We start from the raw sequence: 18,871 nt of genomic DNA, 5'->3' as shown, positions 1-18,871 counted from the left end.
GCAAATGGAGAGAATTCTTGTCCATTAAGAAATGTTACAAATTACATGGGTACATTAAGATAAGTTAAGGGGGTGCATCCATTGATGGATAAGGGTTTTCAGCTATTGTGGTATATATGTATGGGGGAAGTTCAGTTATATTTAATTCCACCCACCTACTTAGTATTCAAAATGCCGCTAAACACGCTCAGTACATGGCAGAAGTAGTTAATTATTATCATCATGACCATGGCTGTAGTCAAGAGCAAGCCCAAGAAATATCCCGTCAATTTCGGGCTTTAGCGGTTAAAATTTCTCAAATTGACTCTCTTTACGATTTAAAAATCATTTATCAAGTGGTTACTGTTTTCACCCAGCAATTATCAAGATTTAAACACCGAGAAAGAAATTATTCTTGGGAAAGGGAAATCAGAAAGGGTATTTTAGATCCATTAAATACCTGCATTGCTGTGGAGAAAAATTTTCAAAGACGGGTAGCTTTGATGACTGGTGAACCCGCATCAGCTACGGTAATGGGATTATCAGATTCAGAATAGGAAATAAGCTAAGACGTATTTAAACCGCTTATTCTTAGATTAGCCGAATTTCCCTCGCCCCCCCTGCTAGTAGGGTTGATTCAAGGTAGGGTTGATTCAAGGTAGGGTTGATTCATGAATCAACCCTACTAGGGTTGGGGGGGTTGCCTTTTGGCTCTTGCCCCTTGCCTCGTCTCAACAAGCAATTTAAATTAGGAAGAGCTTAGTTACTGACTCTAGGGACATTTTTGGGGGAGTTTTAATACAAACTTCCCCCAATCATAGCCGCTAATAAAATAAAACCGACCCAAACATTTTGACCGAACATTTGACCATAAACTGGTTTAGGTAAATCCGATTGACGTAACAGCCGGTATTGACGCAACCAAGCGATCGCAGCTAGAACCAACCCTAGCCAAAAAAAGGCTGATAACTGCATTTTTTGCCCCTCCCAAGCCAATAAACCCACTGTTAGGGCAAAAAAGACCCCCACGGCTTCCGGGGCGTATTTGCCGAAAAATATGGCACTAGAGTTAATACCAACCTTGAGATCATCCTCTCGATCGGACAGAGCATAAATAGTATCAAATGCCAATGTCCAAAAAATCACCGCTCCCCATAATATAAATGTATTGCTATTTAACGACCCGGTGACGGCACTCCAACAGATTAAAACCGCAAAACCCCAAGCGAGAGAAAGAACCAATTGGGGTACAGGAAAAAAACGCTTGGCGAGGGGATAGCAGATAATCAAGGGAACGGCGGCCACACATAGGCAAAAACTCAGGAAATTGAGATATAAAGCTAAAATTGCGGCACAAAAGAAAGCAATTAGAGCGATAATCAAACCAACCTTGATCGATAAAGCTCTGGCCGCTAAAGGACGGTTACGAGTGCGATCGACTTGTGGATCGATATCCCGATCCCAAAGATCGTTAACCACACAGCCGGCGGCGCTAGTGGCCAAAGTTCCCAAAACGATCACCCCGATCAAGGGTAGTGGCGGCACCCCCTCTGCCGCCAAAAATACCGCCCATAAAGCGGGAATCATCAAAATTAACCTACCGGCGGGTTTATCCCAGCGCAAGAGGCGAATAATCGTCATCCAAGTGGGTTCTAGATCGGGTTGGGATATGGTCATAATTTCTCGTAAAAAGTAGAAACTAGGAGTTAAGGGGAAGTGGGGTGTGGGGTGTGGGGTGTGGGGTGTGGGGTGTGGGAAGTGGGAAGTGGGGTTTTGGGGAAGTGGGGTGTGGGGTGTGGGGTGTGGGGTGTGGGGTGTGGGAAGAATAAATAAAAATAATCTCCTGACTCCTGACTCCACCAATCAACTTTTTCAGCAAACCCTACTTACTTAACGTGATTACCAGCCCCAACTATTGGGAGCGCCTTTAAACGGACCAACCACATCGGAGGTTATCCATCCCCCGTAAAAGTTGCCAGGCTGCGGTTGTACTAATTCGCCGTCGGCATAACAAGCGGTCATTTTGGCAGGATAAAAAGCCAGATAATTCTTAATTGCCTGAAACTCTGGTGTTGGGTCCGGATAATACCAAGCGGCGTTAATTGCCTGTTGGTCGCCAACGGTGATATTGTAATATCCCGCTAGACCTTTCCACTCACAAAAAGACTTTTCTGCTGTGGCTTGCAGGTATTCCATTTTAATATCTTGGGGCGGTAGATAATAAACTGGAGGATGACTGGTTTCTAGAACTCGATAACTGCTTTTAGTATCGGCAATTATCACACCATTAAAGATAATTTTTAGGTGTTTAGGCGATAATTCTAGGCGCGGGGGACGAGGATAATCCCAGACGGATTCCTGTCCTGCTTTTGCTGGTATCGGTTGGGGACGAAACATAATTTTTCTTATATTATTCTCCGAGTCAGTTCACCGTTTACTGATTACTGATCACTGAAAAGAGTTTTCTCAGGGTTTCCACTCGTTCTCGATTGACATTTAAATCCGATTCTCCTAACCGGGAGGCCGAGCGAACATCGATCGCATTTTTGCTAGGATTAAGAAAAAATTCCAGATCATCGACAAATCCCATCCATTGACTGCTAAATTCGGCGTAGAGATAGTTACTATCTTGGCTAATAATTTTAGTTCTCGGTTGGGAGGCGATAATTTTAGCTAATTGCTCGATCGCTTCTTCGCCGCTACCCTGATAACTAAGGGGTTCGATCGCATGAGCCTGATCCTGACTCTGACTACTAACACAATTAGGAGTGACCGGACAAGGAGCCAGTTTACCCTCCCTGACTCCCAAATAATCGGGACGAGTACCGGCGAATAAACTAACGCTATCGGGAGCAATTAACCTAATTCCTAGCCAGATGAGCAGTATTCCTAGGAAAATAAACGGGGTTAGCCGGAAAGATTTTTTCACCGTGTTGGGAGTTTCAGTCATGCTAGTCTTACAGAATCACTTCAATTAACTTAACATTGATAGGTGTGACAATATCAGGAGATAGAATAAGATGTTTCTCGATGAATTACAACCCGTTGTTAAAGAACTGATTCAACAACCGATCGCTTTTTTCGGTGGTTTTGCCTCTGGATTACTGCGCTTGAAACTCTCGGACGATCCCCTCAAAAAATGGTTAGAACAGCAGGGATTAGTCAGTTTTAACGACAATAATCAGGATAATGGCAACGGTCCCCAGTCGATCTCGATCGATTAGGGATCGGGGGTTAGCTGTCGGGGGCGAGGGTATTCTCCCATCCCCAAAACCCCCCGCTTACCACCCCATCAGCTTAACTTGTTGCTGAAAGTAGATAAATTTCCTCGGCTACTCGTTTTAAGCGTCTTAATTGCGCTTCCATATCCTTTTTAGTCCATTTAGCGGCGAATTGCTGGAATCCCCACCCCACAACCGGATTAGGAATCGCAAACTCAAAACGATTGATTAGACAAGTGCCGCCATCATTGGGTTGACATTCCCAGCGATCGCAACCACGAAAAAAGCCTTCAAATTGCCAGACAATTAACCCCGGTTCTCTCTCAATCACCGTACTTTTCAGCGTTGGCTGAATTAGGGGAATTTGAATCAAAAAACGACTTCTCCCACCGATATCGGTCTTCCAATCCCCGATAGGTTCACAAACTAACAATGGATTCAACCAACGACGCATTAACTCTAAATCCGTGATACAACGCTCTACCGTCGTGGCACTAGCTTTAATCTGAATTGATTGTTCAAATACTTGACAAGATGACATTGATCTGCTTATAAGTGGGTGGGTGGAATTAAATATAAGATGAACGTAGGTTGGGTTGAAGCATGAAACCCAACGCCTGCATGGGTTACGCTACCGCTAACCCATCCTACAAATAATTGTGCCTCCCTACTTAAATTGCTGGCTGAGAATTATCGGTAGTCGGACAAAAATAAAGTTAACTGTGCAGACAAGGCAACAGTAAGGGTTTCGGCCTTGGTTACATTTCTTAACATAGTCTTGTTTATAGCCTTTCTCATCAAGATAAAGTGTAACCTAATTTGCTATGGACGACCGGCGATCGACTCCCCAAAACGAAAACTTCCTACCTCACCATTAAGATAACTGCTCTCAAGCTCACTTTTTCACTAGCTTGAGCAACTCTCGAAAACGTTGGCGTAAACTCTCGATATTAACTGATAATAACATTGGTATCGAGAACAAAGCGTTTAGTTATCTTCATTTAAGAGAGATTCTAAAATTTCAAGGGTTAATCCTCTCTCTTGTGCTTTTTGTCCAATAGTATCCATCGTTTTATATAATTTGTCCAGAGATTCTTTTCTAGATAAATTTGAAGATTGAACATAAAAAGCGATTTTTTCTGCTATTTTTTGACGATCTTCTTCCGTTGCATTCCAATAAGTTTGAGCAACATCTAAAGGAACTTTGATTTTAATTTCTGTTTGATAGTTTGTCATAATTATATTTTCTTAGTTTAGTAGTAAAGAAATTTAGTCGAAATTAATAGCCTCCCTTCCGCCAGCGTTACAGTCTAGAAGTTTCAGTTACTCTAGCGCATTGTTAAACCGATTGTCAAGTTTAGTTACTCTCAATTTAAGATATGTAATTTACTTTGGTTGCGAAAAACCAACGCCGCTAGTGTAAGTATTCTCCAGCGCCGGGGCTAAATCTAGAGATGACGTTGGGGGGAAGGCTAATGCAGGAACGGTAAATAAATTTGGCTGAGTTGCTTGCTATGATTAGGGGTAATTATTAACACTTCTTAAAAAGCGAGTGGAAAAATGAGGCAAGTCATTGTATATCGAGACGAAGACGGCTATTGGATTGTGGATTGTCCAAGTCTCAAAGGCTGTGTTAGTCAAGGAAAAACGAAAGAAGAAGCCTTGATTAATATAAAAGAGGCTATTGCCGGTTATATTGCGGCTTTAGCGGAAGACGGCCTGCCGATTCCAGCAATTATTAGAGACCTTGAAGTCTAACCATTATGAGCGGAATTAATCGCGAGATTTTTCTTGACGCTAAGCATATTTCTAAACATTTACCGAATACTCCACAATCACGGAGATTACTGTTACGAGGACGAGCTATTCATGTGTTTAAAGATGAAGATACAATGCTACGAGTTATTCAGGCTATCATGGAAAGGGGTGAATACACGGGCAATGTTCGAAACTATGAGCGCTATGGGCTATTCTTTGCCGAAGCGATTGGTTGTCGAATTAGCCCAGATGGTTTAAAGTCTTCTTTATTCTACGGCGAGGTTAAGATTAATGCAAACAACCAATATCACGCAATTCCTCGAACCCGACCTAGTGAAGGATAATTGGCGCTTCCTAGAAGTTTGGGTGGATTCCATGCAGTCCCCTCCCTATATCCTGCTAGTGTTGATCGATAAGGCGAGGGGGTGTTATGTTTTTGATCCTGCTGAAAAGTACCGTCTCGTCAAGGCGTTTCCAGATTATGAAGAGGCTCAACTCTGGCTCTTGGAAGATGAATACGAACCGATTGAAGGACGATTATCTAGTGAGGAAAGCGCTTAGATTTGTTTAAACTTGTCGTTTGGAATGAAGTCAGAATATCGCCTTACCAGTGCCGTTAGGGTAAGCACCGAGATAGTTACGAATGGAGTCAGGTTTGGGTAATTGGCGCTAGGATTATCGGAGGATTTTCTTTCGGCACTGGTAGAAAACAATTAGGAGGGGTTATGATCCCGGTTAATGAGGCTCAACAAAAGTTGCAGGATTTGATTGATTCAGTGACTGTTTCCCACGAACCCATTATTATTGAGGGATGCGATGGTAATGCAGTTTTGCTATCTGAAGGGGATTGGAAATCGGTACAAGAAACGTTATATCTCCTCTCAATTCCGGGGATGCGAGAATCCATTCGGGAGGGACTGGCAACGCCGGTTGAAGAATGTACCAGGGAAAAGTTAGAGTTTTGTAAAGATTTGTTACGGTCTGAGTTAGATTCCGGTGGTCGGCGCTAGGACATAGTAGGACGTAGGACTAAGTGATTTGCGACCGGACTTCGGTTAGGGACTTGCGTGGGAATAATATCCCAATCGATCGGAGGGCGCAAGCTTTGCGCCCCTACAGTAACGGATTTTGTCCACAATGTAGGGGCGAACTGCATTCGCCCAAAAGGTACATTATCAAAGCGCAGGTCCCTTAGCTCTCTCTTTTTCGGCTCTACCGAACCTGTCATGCAAAACTATCAACAACTTATGCTTGTAAAGCTTGTACAATAGGGCTTTGAGTTTTTGTTAGATTGATATTTATCAACTTTAGAGCATTGCTGGACAGAGAGGGAGCTTGGGGAATTTTCTACAGTGTAAGTTCGGAAGAACCTCTTTTTCAAGGGAGTCGGGATAACATAGCTATTCGATTGTTTTTACTAACCAGCTAAAACTTTATATACTTAATTTAGCCATTATTTTAAAAAATGTAAAAACCAGTTATTCCAAAATATTATAAATACCTTGAAAAGTTCCAATATTTTTAATTTATATCTATTTATTCCAGCTTTTTGCGATTCTATATGTTGAATTGAATCAATGGAAGAATTTAGAGAATTTAAGTCATTACGTTTGTCAATAAATTCGTGAGACTCTGCTGGTATAGAAAAAGTGATTAAAGGATGAACATTTTTTTCATATTCATTTAGAGAAGCTAAGTTACTTTTACTAAATTCAGACAAATAGCTATGGACAGCATCTTTATAAGCCTGCCACTTCTTATTTTCATATTCTTGGTCTAATTTTTTTCTATTTGCACCACCGTTAAAGATGTCACCAATCCACTGTCCCGCATTTCTATCCTGACGAGTAGGTAATGAGACTTTTGGATACTCAGGAAATGAAATATTAATACGATTAGAATTACTTTTTTGAAATTTTTTACAAGCCTTGCTGACACATTTTTCTATAGCTTGAGTATAATCTAAAATAGTAGGTTTAAACTTGTTATCTTGCCAGTCATAAAAACCTTTAGTTTCTAAAGTTTTTGCCGCCTCTATTTCATAGCTTGCAACAAGAGTATTTAAGTACAGCCAATTTTGATAAATTTCTACTCTTTTTGAGAATTCTTCTTTTAGTGATTTTTCTTGTTGTTTTCCCTTCTCAATAGCAAGATTTCTGATATTTTCAGCATTTGAAACTTCTATAGCTAATTCTTGAGCTTGCTTATTCAATATATATCTTACTTTACTTGCCATAGTAATTACACGAAGGAACCTAGTTTGACTTGTTCTTTTTTTATGCAATGAGATGATAGTCAATAAACTAACTTCAAAATCAATGATGCCACTTTTGAACACTTGCCATTTTTTCCTGTTTTGTTTTGCTTCTAGGGCAGGAAGTGCATCAACACAATATAGCTTTTTTAGCCCTTCTGGTAAATCAGGTTTGAAAAATTTAATTGTTGAGACTACATCATCATATATTTCACTTTTATCCTTTTGGGTTTCTATTTCATTCATACGATTCAGAACAAAAATAACTGTTTTTATTCCCCTTTCAATCAACCATTGATTTAAAGTGTCTTGCTCACCTTGAGTAAAGGGTTGTCTTGCATTTAATATTTGGATGACTAAATCAACCTGTAATAATTGATCACGAACTAAAACATCTTGTGCTTCTCTATCATTTGTCCCAGGTAAATCCAGCAGTTCTACTCCGTTTTTTAATAGGAAATGAGGGCATAAAACTTCTACAGAGCCAACATCTTCTCTTCGTTGTCCTTTTTTGTTTAATACGGCAAATTCTTTGAGGATTTCTGTGTCATTGCTTCTAATAATTTCACCTGATTTTAAGGTAATAATTGTAGTTAAAGTTTTTCCGTATTTAATTCTGATCACTGTGCCAGTTGTTCTGACCATCTTGACAGGCATTATATTTTGACCTAATAGAGCATTAATTAGGGTGGATTTACCAAAGTTAAAGGGGGCAAGCATAGCTATCCTAAAATTAGGATTAACAAGTTGTTCACAGACCGATTCTACATCTTTAATAAGTTGTTGATGTTCTTGGGGATCAAGAAATTGGCAAGCTGTTTTAAGAGTGTTTGAAGTTCCAATTACAGATTTCATTTTGAATATAAGCCCTTGAATTAATAGAGAAAAACGTAGTCCGCTAAATAACAATTTTAGTAAACTACGCTTAAACAATTACGAAAATACACTTATTTTTTAGCTGTAGCTATCTCCGTATATTTGACATTAATAGTTTCCCATTGGGCAGAAATATCTGCTTTCAAGGCTTCTAAACGTTTTGCTTCAGCTTGAGCATCAACTTCTTTACTCCTTTTGGATTCCAGTAAGTTATTCAGAGAACTTTCCAAAGATTCAACGTCATCTTTTAGTTGATCGGCATAACTCTCAAAACCAACAAATAAATTCCCAATAGCTTCCTTAATACCCGATATTTGCTCAGGCTCAAGCAATCTTTGGAATTCTTTAGCTAATTGTTGTTGCATTCCTTTTTGAAATTTATCGATTTCCGAACGTCGTCCCCACCAAGTTGCAAGTCCACCACCTACAACACTAACAGCTAATAAAGCCGCTCCTATTGGTGTTACAGCCAACCCAGCCGCTAACAGTATATGAGTGCCAAGATAAACGTTCGCAGCCGTAGCCAGTCCAACGCCTGCTGTGATTGTACCGACAGTAGCGGCTGATCCAGCCAAGATCATTTTTCCAGTTGCACTAGCATCAATTACCTTTAGAGAACTTTCTGGAGTAGAACCAGTTTGATAAGTTGATAACTGAGATTGATTTTGAATATTAAGGTCTTTTCCTTCAAGAATTTCCTTAATTTCTTGTCTTTCCTTGTCGTATTCCTTATTTTCTTCATTAAACAACTCAGTTAACTCAAGATAAGTATTGGCTACGACACCCGCACTTATTTTTTCCCACCCACCAAGTTTCTCTTGCTGGTATTCTTGGAGTTTTTTCTCTAATAGTTTTTTATAGTTCTCTTTTTGATTCTCTCCGAGACCTGCTACTGGCGGCATGATGAAATCAGTTTCGATTTTGCTTAGTATTTGACTAAAATAACTCTGATAGTCTCCCCCAACTTGTGCAATACAAGAATTCTTGTTATTAATAGCCTGAGTTCTTAGCCCTTTAGCAATTCTCTTCATTACATTAATATGAGGATTAACTTTTCTGATTTTTTCTTCCAAAGACTTTACCGTCTCATTAAGAACAAGCAATCTCTCCTCAACAGTCTTAGTTACTGTATTCGTAACGGATGTTGCCGTTTGAAGAGATGGCAATAGTTCAGCAATTAATCGTTCATGAATCAAAAACTGGTCAAGTCTCGTGCTGAATTGTATAAATCCAGTTCCATCGAGAGAGTTTCTCCCTTTTAGTTTTTCTAAAGCTGTACGAGCATATACGTCAAATATGGTATCCTCCCACATTTGTTCGATTTCTTTTTCTTTTGCTGTTAAACAGTCAGATAATCTTTCGACAAAAGCCTCATGTATTTCTTCTTTATCTGATTCTGGGACTAATTCCCATTGATTTATCAAAAAGAATACTGATCCTACTTTATCCTTAATATGTGTGTTTAGATAAGCTTGCTCTTTGGCAGTAAGCTGCTGGTGAGCACTTAAAACAAATAGAATTGCATGACATTCAGGAATGTACGACAACGTTTTTCTATCTTCAGCCTCCGAACTGTTCAGCCCTGCTGTATCAATAAACTCTACCCCCCTCGATAACAATTCGATTGGGTAATAAATTTCAGCTTTTTCTAAAGAGTTTAGCCAATTATCAACTGTTTTAAAAATATTTTTGATTTTATCTTTTACCTGTTTTGAGTTAAAAGTATATTTCTGTTGATAGTCCTTTAGGCTCATGCTTTCCTGTGTACCATCTTTTTTGTACACTATAACTTTTTCTTGTTCACCGTATTGAATAAAAGTAGGAATAGAAGTAGTAGGAGTGACCCCCATTGGTAGCAATTCTTGACCAAATAAAACGTTCAGAATACTGCTTTTGCCACGATTAAAATCTCCAATAATCAAGAAACGAAATTTTGCATTTTTCAGTTTATCAACTTCCCTACGCAAATTATCTATTAGAGCCGATAGTGCTAACTCTCCCGATGCTTGTGCCGCCTGTTGCTCTGATGCAACTAAAGTTTGACGTATTTGATCCAGTTTATCGGCAAACCAAAGACGAACTTCAGTTGCCTCTAAATTAACGGACGAATTCTGATTACCCATTGTCTCTCTCCTAGTAACTGTTTCGTGAGATATGCTTGCTTGGTTAAGCATATCACATTTTTTAGGATTTGGATCTGTAATCTTTGGTGATTTCTCGAACTCCATCATTGATACATTTGAAATAATACCTAACCTATCCAAAAACTCCCAACCAGCTATAAGACTCTTAACCCCTGCGCTTTGACTTCCATCAATCCTATCGACATCCTTAACTTTATCTAACAATAACTTTAAAGACTCCAAAAACGGCTTATCTTCTTGATAAATAATCCGTTTCAAAAGCTGACAATCAGCGTCATTGTCGAGATCAAAAACCTTGTCCGAAGGCGCATCATTAGCTCGTAACCAATCTGAAAAAGCCTTATTACCTTGCTCTAAAGCCAAACACCGATACTCGCTTGGTAAATTAGCTAAAGATAACGCTAACTCCATCCGAATTTCATGGCCACAATAGGCAAAATCCGACCTCAAACTATTATAGAACTCTCCGTAAACCTTCACAATGCTGGAAATGGCTTCCTGCCAAAACTCCGAAGTTAACAGAGGGTTATCCCGATATTTTTCTAACAGATAAGGAATTAAACTAGGCAATAAAGGAGTATTTTCCCAAGAATTACCCAAAAAGAGAATGTCAGCATAAAGCCCGATCGCTAAACAATGCCATACCGCCAAATATCGATAAAATGTTTTGTAGTCTTCTTCGGTGATTTTGTATTCCTTGCGAATGGGTAAATCGGTAACACCAATTTGTTTTAACTCAGCAATTTCTGCTAACTCTTGGTAATAAATCTGTAAATTTTCCTCATCGACCTTCCCTAAAGCCTTAATATATGCTTCATCTTTACCACTAGCCTTAATTTTTTCTCGTTTTTCTTCCCATTTCAAGGCTCTTTTTTTAGCAGATTCATGAAGCAAATGAGAAACGGATTGACTCGATAAAATGGAAGAGCGAGTAAAGGAAACATCACCACTAAACCAATATCCCACACTGAAATTTAGTTCGTCGAAGGGAATTTTTGTATCCAAGATTAAAACAGGAATGTTTTTCAACTGTGAATGCAGAGATAATAAAGCCGCATTTCCACCCTGGCTATTAGAAATCCAATTTCCATTTAAGAATTGAACAGGCCATTTTTGATTACCAGCATAACCCTGGCGAAGAAACTGATGAATTTCTTCCGCTAAAGTATCTTCAACGCCAGAAATATAGGGTTTTCCTGTTTTGGGATCATAATTTAGTTGCGGCGGTGAAATTAACACCTGTAAAGGCATCACCCGATGGGCAAAAGAATTTTCCAATATATCAAAAGCTGGATTATGAATAGGCGATTTATCTTCCCTAAGCCTTTCCCGCATTTGTATTAAAGCATTTTGATGCTGAATTTGGGTCAAATCACGCTGAAAATCTTGCTGTAACTGCAAAATATCATACTGAATCTTCTTTTCCTGCTCAAAACGCCATTTTTGAAAATCCAGATTTTTTTGATTAATCGCAAAGTTAACCTGCGCCCGAAAAGCCTCAATTTCCTTCGCTCTTTCGTGGTTAAGTTCAGCTAATTCTCTTTGAAATTCTTGATTTTCTCTTTGTTGCAATACGGAAAATTTTAATTGATTATATTGCAATTCTGCGGAATGCTTTCTACTTAATCGAGCAATTTCTTCGGAAGAATCCCGATTTAGCCGACTGATACTTTCAGAAGATTTACGATTTTCTGATGCTGACCAAGCATTAATACCGCTTGATGCTAATAAGCTTAAGCCATACATCCAAGACATATTTCTAAATCCTCCATAATGGTTTTTTGTAACTTTAATTTAGTCTTAGTCAACCCCAGTAATACAGAAAAATCCTGTCCTGGGCTATCAGAAATAAGGTAAAAGTCAAGGTTTTTGCTCTCTAATGCGACAGTCTAAAAGCTACCTTTCATAATAACCCTCTAGACTTTTTTCGCCTGTTCCCTTAACTTTTGAGCTTCCGCCTGATATTTCTCAGATTCAGCCATCGCATTTTGGGCTTCTTTCCCATGACTAGAGGCATCTGACTGGTTTTTATGCTCACGATGCCAATCGGCTTCTTTACTGTGACTCTGAGAACGACTTAAACTATCGTTAGCTTTTTTCTCCAGTTCATTGGCTTTACTTAATAACTCAGAAGCCGTCTCAGAACCAGATCGCTGTGAAAGATGATCCCAATGGGAAGTATGATCTGCGTGGGAATATTGATGGTCTGGGAAACTGTTAGCATGATGAGGGTGATAATCTGCTAAGTGCTGGTTCTCAAAACCTTGATCAAAATGAGAAGGATGATCAACTTGAGAATATTGATGGTCTAATAAACCATTAGCGTGATGGGGTTGATAATCTGCTAAACCCTGATGCTCAAAAGCATTATGGATATGATGAGGCTCATAAATGCTGATATTAGATGGGACAAAGGGATCGTGGTGAACTCCCAAATTAGGGTCGTTTAACAAATCTTGCTGGTCGTGCAAATCCAGCGACGAATCCGCATGAGTATGTAAAGTGTGGGTAGTATCGGACTGATGAAGGTTATGATCAAAGGCTGGTAGATCCATGATGATATCTTGTCAGTGGAGGAATGAGTATTTATTTAGGCTAGGGAATAACTTGATCCAGATAAATTACCCCAATCCTAGCATATTTATTTTAGTCGAAGCCATCGGATTAGCGCAATGCGATCGCCATTTATCAAAGGATCGCCAAGTAATACTAAATCCAGTTATTAAAGACTAATTATTTAGGATTTGCTGAAAAACTTTTTGCCGCAAACCCTAACTATAGGCTCAAGCTCACTTTTTCACCAACTTGACAAATTCTCGAAAACGTTGGCGTAATCTCTCGATATTAGCCGATTTCCCGCCATAACGCCAATCAACGTAGGCGCAAGCAATCTCCTCGATAATATTCGCCACTGGCGGCGGTTGGACGCTGCGGGCGGCGGTGGCGTATTCTAAAGGGGTTTGAGCGGGATGTTTACCATAACCAGCTTCTGTTAAGATTCCTAACATTTGCTGGTATAAACGCTCGATTGGTGGTAGTTTTGCTAACCGGCGACCCCGACGCCAACGATGGAACTGTCCCCATCCTAACCAACCAGCGTAAGCGAAGACGACCCCGACTAAACCGCCGAGAATTCCCCCGAAAAGACTGCCGGAAATAAAGCGCCATAACCAGGCCAATAACTGACCGATAGTAACGATAACATTTTCCCAAATCAGGCCGAGAAAACCCGTTACTGGGGAGGGCAACCATCCGGCCACCCATTGCCAAAATTGCTTGAGGACGCTAAAAGGTTCCGCTTCCTCAAAGGATGGGGGAATTAATTCGTGGCCCGGGATAGGATCGAAAGTGTACCAACCGTAACCAGGGAAAAACACCTCTGTGATGGCGTAAGCGTCCGTATTTTGGACAACATAAAAGCCAGTAAAAGGATTAAACTGGCCAGGGGCAAAACCGGTGGCTAATCGGGCAGGAATACCGATCGAGCGTAACATAATCGTTAACACGGTGGAAAAATGATCGGCGTAACCCCCCTGAAAACGAAACAAAAAGGCCGGGACTAAATCCTCATTTTCGGCTAAAAAGGGCAAATCGGTTTTTAATTCATAGTTTTGCTTTAATGCTTGGGCCAAATATAGGGCCTTCTCGTAGGGAGAGGTTAACGGTGTGGGAGATTTTGCCAGCAATTCCTCGGTTTTTCGGCGGACTTTCGGGGCAATTTCAGCAGGAATTTGTAAATAATACTTGAGAATAGACTTAGGGTAGGTTTCTGGTGCCGATCGCAGTTGGCTGCGATTGCGTTCTGGCACTTGTGAGATTACAGTATAAGTTAGCCCTTCTGCTAATCCTCCCGGCGACCTTAAGCTATTTTCTCGGTCCAGAGATACCTGTCGAGTGGGAAAAAAGAGAAACTGGGGCGAAGTAAGAGCAGGGATAATATTCGGTAAACTGGAGACAATGCTGTAAGTTTGGACTACCTGATGAGTTTTTGCTTGGGTTGCGGGTAACGGCACAAAAAAGCGATAGGACCAACTACTGCGATTTAAATCCTCTAATTCTTGATCTCGCGAGATTTGCCACCCTTGACCAGTATAGCGATCAAAGGCCATGGCGCGCCAGAATCCGGGAGCTTGAGAACGTACCCGCATGACTGTCTGGGGAGTCATACTTCCCCGCAAATTTTGGTTGATTTGGCTGTTAAAACCGTAATAAAAGGTAGAATCTAACTGTCCTGACCCTGTAGTGGGACTATTACCGCCATTTACGCCACCATTCCCCGTTTCACCCTCGCGCACATAGCCGGGGTTAACGATTTGTCGGTCTCCCTGTTCAAAATCCTGATTTTCCATACCTCCTGGACTATTGACGGGAAAAGATTGAATTTGATAACCAGGAAAACGCGGCATCAGGGCAAAAATTGTCAATCCCAAGAGGAGAATTGTCAGAAAGAAAATCCCGAAACGTTTGGGAGAAAGGGGAGAATTTTGTGGGGAAACTAATTTTTTTGTAGCTAGACGGGGGGGTTTCTTTGCCAAGAAAGGGAGACTCTGATTGAGATTATCTAAACCTAAACGAGAACGATAGTCTAAAACTAGGGTAGGTAGGGATAAAAGCAGAAAGAGGATTAACCAAGGCGCAAAAGCAAGGGTTTGAGAGATTGTCCCGGCGACTCCCAAGAGAATTAAACCGATTACCATAGAATACCCTAAATCTTTGCGTCGGGGCAGGTCAAAACTATGGAGAATTTGTAATTGAATTAATAATTGTGTTAAGGCAATGCGACTATCCTGCATCGCAACGATATCACCCAAGAATAGCGCCAACACTACCAACATTCCGATCGCTATACAAAATTTTGCCCCAATATTGCGCTTTTTCCTGCGTCGCCAACTCCAGATTCCGCCGATAATACTGAGAGGAACGGCCCAAATACTGGTATAACTATCAGTAGCCACATCGGTGGCGATAATACCGACGATTACTAAAGCTTGCACCAGAATTCTTAAAATAATCGATTCCTCGGTTTCCGGCAAGGGAGAAGATTCTATCTTTTGCCAGAGGGTTTTTAAGGAAGGTCTTGGACGAGCGGCACTGCTAACCATAGGGTAAATTGGGAGAAGGATCAAAAAGTTAATTTTATGTTTCCCAGTTCTAATCTCGATCGCTCCATGGGGTAAAGTGGATTTTAGATGTCAGGAGTCAGGAGACGGGAGATAGGGAGCAAAAAGCTGATGACTGATAACTGATAACTGATAACTGATAACTGATAACTGACCTATGATAGCCGTTACCAACCCTGAAATTTTACCGTTACTTCATCCCCTGATTGGACAATTAGCCACAGCAATTCTGTCCCACTGGGAAAATTATCTTGATTTGTCGCCCTTTGAGTTACCCGAAGGTTTAGGCTATGTGGAGGGACGTTTAGAAGGGGAAAAATTAATTATCGAGAATCGCTGCTATCAAACCCCCCAGTTCCGCAAAATGCACCTAGAACTGGCTAAACTGGGCAATGGTTTGGATATACTTCACTGTGTCATGTTCCCCCGTCCAGAATATCCGCTGCCGATGTTTGGATGTGATATAGTCTCCGGCAAAGCGGGAATCAGTGCCGCTATTGTGGATCTTTCTCCCACCAGTGTCGATAAAACCCTCTCTAGTGCCTATAATCAAGCTTTAGCGGCTTTACCTGGGGTCGATTTCGCTCAAGCTCGTGATTTGCCGCCTTGGGGTCATATTTTCTCGGAATATTGTCTGTTTATTCGTCCCGAAACCGCCGCCGAGGAACGACAATTTTTACAAAGAGTAACAGATTTCTTGACAATTCACTGCAAATGTGCTAGGGAAAGTCAGCCTCTTTCTGGGGAAGAAGCGCGCATTTATTTACAGGGACAACGGGATTATTGTAGTCAACAGCAGAAAAACGATAAAACTCGGCGTGTACTAGAAAAAGCCTTTGGTTGGGAATGGGCAGAGCGTTATATGACGGGCGTTCTCTTTGATTTGCCCGATTAAGTAGGGAGGCACAATTATTTGTCGGATGGGTTAATGGTATAAAACCCTACACCCCACACCCCACACCCCACACCCTGCCCCCACCGAAAAACTTTTTTAGCAAACCCTAATTAGGCCAGAAGTCTCTTGAAACTTAACAATATTAATAGACAAAGACAGGAAAATAATTGCTAGATTGATTTAGGTACAGTTAACTGTAACCGCGAGAAGAAGAGAAAAAAAGCGGTTTTCCCCGGTAAAACCGCCAAAAAGCCCTAGCTTAATTTCTCGATTCTGACAATTAAATAAATATTAAAACAGCCGATGAATCTAACGAACTTTCCTTGGTTAACTGCCATCATCCTTTTTCCCATCGTCGCCGCTTTATTAGTTCCCATAATTCCCGATAAAGACGGTAAAACCGTGAGATGGTTTGCTCTGACGGTGGGATTAATCGACTTTGCCCTAATTATCTACGCTTTCTATACCAGTTACGATTTCGCTAATCCCAATCTGCAATTAGTGGAAAGTTACCAATGGTTGCCCGAAATTGACCTAAGATGGTCCTTAGGAGCCGATGGCCTCTCCATGCCTCTGATTATCTTAACGGGATTTATCACCACTCTGGCTATCTTAGCGGCTTGGCCGGTGACTTTTAAACCGAAACTATTCTACTTCCTAATGCTGTTGATGTACGGGGGACAGATTGCGGTGTTTGCCGTCCAGGATCTGTTACTGTTCTTCCTCGTCTGGGAATTAGAATTAGTCCCCGTCTATCTGATCCTCTCCATTTGGGGCGGTAAACGCCGTCTCTACGCGGCCACCAAATTTATCCTTTACACCGCCGGAGGCTCTCTATTCATCCTTGTAGCGGCGCTGACGATGGCTTTTTATGGCGATACCGTCTCCTTTGACATGGTGACTATTGCTGGCAAGGATTTCCCCCTGAAACTGCAATTATTCCTCTACGCCGGTTTTCTGATTGCCTACGGGGTAAAACTGCCGATTTTCCCCCTCCATACTTGGCTACCGGATGCCCACGGCGAAGCCACTGCCCCCGCCCATATGTTACTAGCGGGAATTTTGCTTAAAATGGGTGGTTATGCGCTCTTACGGATGAATATGGGGATGTTACCCGATGCTCACGCCGTTTTCGCCCCCGTTTTGGTGATTTTAGGGGTAGTTAATATTATCTACGCCGCCTTAACCTCCTTTGCCCAACGCAATCTTAAGCGCAAAATTGCCTATTCTTCCATCTCTCACATGGGATTTGTGCTGATTGGCATGGCTTCCTTTACCGATATTGGTACAAGCGGGGCGATGTTACAGATGATTTCCCACGGACTGATTGGGGCGAGTTTATTCTTTATGGTCGGTTGTACCTACGATCGCACCCATACCCTGATGTTAGACGAGATGGGCGGTGTCGGCAAGAAAATGAAGAAAGTTTTTGCCATGTGGACCACCTGTTCCCTCGCTTCCCTGGCTTTGCCCGGGATGAGCGGTTTTGTGGCGGAATTAATGGTATTTATCGGTTTTGCCACCAGTGATGCCTATAGTCCCACTTTCCGCGTTATTATCGTCTTTTTAGCGGCTATCGGTGTCATTCTCACCCCGATTTATCTCTTGTCCATGTTGCGAGAAATTCTCTACGGACCGGAAAATAAGGAATTAGAAGAACACCATGCCCTAGTGGATGCGGAACCCCGGGAAGTCTTTATTATCGCCTCTCTATTAGTGCCAATTATCGGCATTGGACTCTATCCCAAAGTGGCGACGACGATTTACGATGCTACCACCAATAAATTAACCGCCCTAGCGCGTAATTCCGTCCCCAGTTTAGTGCAACAGGCTAAAGTGAAAACCCCTAGTTTCTCCCTTTATTCCCTAAAAGCACCCGAAATTTAAATGTAGGGTGGGTTAGGCGACGACAAGTTAAGCAGTTAACCAATAATTAAAAATTCGCCGTAACCCACCACATTATTGATCAAGAGAGGACTTATCAGGAATAAGTAGCTTTAACAGAAACAATATCTGACTTATTTCGGAACGCATAGCTCTGATCTCACCTTCAATCACATCAAAGCGTTTTGATATTGAATTCTTGTCATAATCAATAGGCATCGAGTCTTGAGTAGATAGATTGTTGAGTTTATTAGCAAGAGCTGCCCAACTATTAGCTTTTAATCCAAAATAATACTTAGCTTCATTTAGCGTTCTAAACTGCTGCTTAAGAGTATCAACAGTGAAGTTGATTGTCTGATAAACGCAAGCTTGGTTGTCTAGATCTTCCTCAACCATATCAACAACCTCACGAATAAGTTGATCGTGATTTTCACTAATCTGAGCGGCGGCTCCTAGTATACGAGAGGTCGCTTTAATCTGCAATTCAGTATCTTGTTGAAGCTGATCGGCAATTTTACGAACTTGTTCCCCCAATGTGCCTTTACGCTTTGGCTCTAGAGCAGGTGTTAACTCTTGACTCATGAAAAATCTCCTTTATTCCTGGACTTCCCCCGTATAAACATACTAGCTATGGCTAAAAGTCTTACAGAGCCTGAGTTCAAGCAATACAATACCAATGAACTACTGGACACAAAATCCTGAAGTTCTTACGCCGATAGGGTTTGAGGCAAAAATTTTCA

General features: G+C 41.2%; 19 protein-coding genes. 8 read left to right on the top strand and 11 right to left on the bottom strand.

All coding sequences use genetic code 11. From position 1 onward, the window contains the following. Positions 1-107 precede the first annotated feature (107 nt). Entirely contained in the window at positions 108-536 is a 429-nt protein-coding gene (locus O9332_RS19870) for a hypothetical protein (RefSeq protein ID WP_288027054.1), read from the top strand. Positions 537-774: 238 nt separating this feature from the next. Here O9332_RS19870 and O9332_RS19865 read toward each other — a convergent pair whose 3' ends face one another. From O9332_RS19865 to O9332_RS19850, 4 genes are read right to left on the bottom strand one after another with little or no spacing between them, the layout of a single operon-like run. Next, positions 775-1,656: a 4-hydroxybenzoate solanesyltransferase gene (locus O9332_RS19865; protein ID WP_002762982.1), complete on the bottom strand. Its 882-nt coding sequence runs from the start codon at positions 1,654-1,656 to the stop codon at positions 775-777. A gap of 22 nt (positions 1,657-1,678) precedes the next feature. Continuing rightward, positions 1,679-1,858, bottom strand: coding sequence for a hypothetical protein (locus O9332_RS19860; RefSeq protein WP_288027052.1), 180 nt, complete (start codon positions 1,856-1,858; stop codon positions 1,679-1,681). A 20-nt stretch (positions 1,859-1,878) separates the two neighbouring features. Continuing rightward, entirely contained in the window at positions 1,879-2,376 is a 498-nt protein-coding gene (locus O9332_RS19855) for a DUF427 domain-containing protein (protein WP_002762983.1), read from the bottom strand. Positions 2,377-2,413: 37 nt separating this feature from the next. After that, positions 2,414-2,929: a DUF1499 domain-containing protein gene (locus O9332_RS19850; protein WP_002762985.1), complete on the bottom strand. Its 516-nt coding sequence runs from the start codon at positions 2,927-2,929 to the stop codon at positions 2,414-2,416. 70 nt (positions 2,930-2,999) lie between these two features. Here O9332_RS19850 and O9332_RS19845 point away from each other — a divergent pair, with 70 nt between their 5' ends. Next, on the top strand, positions 3,000-3,203 hold the full coding sequence (locus tag O9332_RS19845) for a ssl0294 family protein (protein ID WP_002762986.1): 204 nt from the start codon (positions 3,000-3,002) through the stop codon (positions 3,201-3,203). 73 nt (positions 3,204-3,276) lie between these two features. Here the strand turns inward: O9332_RS19845 and O9332_RS19840 are convergent, their stop codons facing one another. Both O9332_RS19840 and O9332_RS19835 read right to left on the bottom strand, forming a co-directional pair. Then, positions 3,277-3,741: an SRPBCC family protein gene (locus O9332_RS19840; RefSeq protein ID WP_002762988.1), complete on the bottom strand. Its 465-nt coding sequence runs from the start codon at positions 3,739-3,741 to the stop codon at positions 3,277-3,279. Positions 3,742-4,187: 446 nt separating this feature from the next. Further along, positions 4,188-4,436: a hypothetical protein gene (locus O9332_RS19835; protein WP_288027048.1), complete on the bottom strand. Its 249-nt coding sequence runs from the start codon at positions 4,434-4,436 to the stop codon at positions 4,188-4,190. A gap of 324 nt (positions 4,437-4,760) precedes the next feature. Here O9332_RS19835 and O9332_RS19830 point away from each other — a divergent pair, with 324 nt between their 5' ends. The 4 genes from O9332_RS19830 to O9332_RS19820 all read left to right on the top strand — a co-directional run bounded on the left by O9332_RS19830 (position 4,761) and on the right by O9332_RS19820 (position 5,968). Beyond that, complete coding sequence (locus tag O9332_RS19830) at positions 4,761-4,958, top strand: type II toxin-antitoxin system HicB family antitoxin (protein WP_002738060.1); 198 nt, start codon at positions 4,761-4,763, stop codon at positions 4,956-4,958. 5 nt (positions 4,959-4,963) lie between these two features. Then, the gene (locus O9332_RS28470; RefSeq protein ID WP_002803289.1) at positions 4,964-5,302 is read left to right on the top strand and encodes a DUF6972 family protein; all 339 of its coding nucleotides are present in this window, start codon (positions 4,964-4,966) and stop codon (positions 5,300-5,302) included. Beyond that, on the top strand, positions 5,250-5,519 hold the full coding sequence (locus tag O9332_RS19825; protein ID WP_002736772.1) for a hypothetical protein: 270 nt from the start codon (positions 5,250-5,252) through the stop codon (positions 5,517-5,519). Before O9332_RS28470 ends, O9332_RS19825 begins: the two co-directional genes overlap by 53 nt. Positions 5,520-5,683: 164 nt before the next feature. Next, positions 5,684-5,968, top strand: a complete 285-nt coding sequence (locus O9332_RS19820) for a type II toxin-antitoxin system Phd/YefM family antitoxin (RefSeq protein ID WP_288027045.1) — start codon at positions 5,684-5,686, stop codon at positions 5,966-5,968. 443 nt (positions 5,969-6,411) lie between these two features. Here O9332_RS19820 and O9332_RS19815 read toward each other — a convergent pair whose 3' ends face one another. The 4 genes from O9332_RS19815 to O9332_RS19800 all read right to left on the bottom strand — a co-directional run bounded on the left by O9332_RS19815 (position 6,412) and on the right by O9332_RS19800 (position 15,334). Continuing rightward, positions 6,412-8,067 (bottom strand): dynamin family protein, encoded by a 1,656-nt coding sequence (locus tag O9332_RS19815; RefSeq protein WP_288027043.1) that lies wholly within the window; start codon positions 8,065-8,067, stop codon positions 6,412-6,414. A 92-nt stretch (positions 8,068-8,159) separates the two neighbouring features. Beyond that, the gene (locus tag O9332_RS19810) at positions 8,160-11,987 is read right to left on the bottom strand and encodes a dynamin family protein (RefSeq protein ID WP_288027041.1); all 3,828 of its coding nucleotides are present in this window, start codon (positions 11,985-11,987) and stop codon (positions 8,160-8,162) included. A gap of 161 nt (positions 11,988-12,148) precedes the next feature. Then, positions 12,149-12,787, bottom strand: a complete 639-nt coding sequence (locus O9332_RS19805) for a hypothetical protein (protein ID WP_288027039.1) — start codon at positions 12,785-12,787, stop codon at positions 12,149-12,151. A gap of 234 nt (positions 12,788-13,021) precedes the next feature. Then, positions 13,022-15,334 (bottom strand): transglutaminase TgpA family protein, encoded by a 2,313-nt coding sequence (locus O9332_RS19800; protein WP_288027037.1) that lies wholly within the window; start codon positions 15,332-15,334, stop codon positions 13,022-13,024. Positions 15,335-15,509: 175 nt separating this feature from the next. Here O9332_RS19800 and O9332_RS19795 point away from each other — a divergent pair, with 175 nt between their 5' ends. Together O9332_RS19795 and ndhD1 are read left to right on the top strand one after the other, a co-directional pair. Then, positions 15,510-16,247 (top strand): phycocyanobilin:ferredoxin oxidoreductase, encoded by a 738-nt coding sequence (locus O9332_RS19795; protein ID WP_288027035.1) that lies wholly within the window; start codon positions 15,510-15,512, stop codon positions 16,245-16,247. A gap of 303 nt (positions 16,248-16,550) precedes the next feature. After that, positions 16,551-18,134: a photosynthetic/respiratory NAD(P)H-quinone oxidoreductase subunit D1 gene (gene ndhD1 / locus O9332_RS19790; RefSeq protein WP_002762997.1), complete on the top strand. Its 1,584-nt coding sequence runs from the start codon at positions 16,551-16,553 to the stop codon at positions 18,132-18,134. Positions 18,135-18,206: 72 nt separating this feature from the next. Here the strand turns inward: ndhD1 and O9332_RS19785 are convergent, their stop codons facing one another. Further along, complete coding sequence (locus tag O9332_RS19785) at positions 18,207-18,713, bottom strand: hypothetical protein (protein ID WP_002768563.1); 507 nt, start codon at positions 18,711-18,713, stop codon at positions 18,207-18,209. Positions 18,714-18,871 lie beyond the last annotated feature (158 nt).

Source organism: Microcystis sp. LE19-10.1B (assembly GCF_027530565.1).
GTDB lineage: Bacteria > Cyanobacteriota > Cyanobacteriia > Cyanobacteriales > Microcystaceae > Microcystis > Microcystis aeruginosa.
Note: the sequence above shows the minus strand (reverse complement) of the source record. Positions and strands in the feature narration are given on the sequence as shown.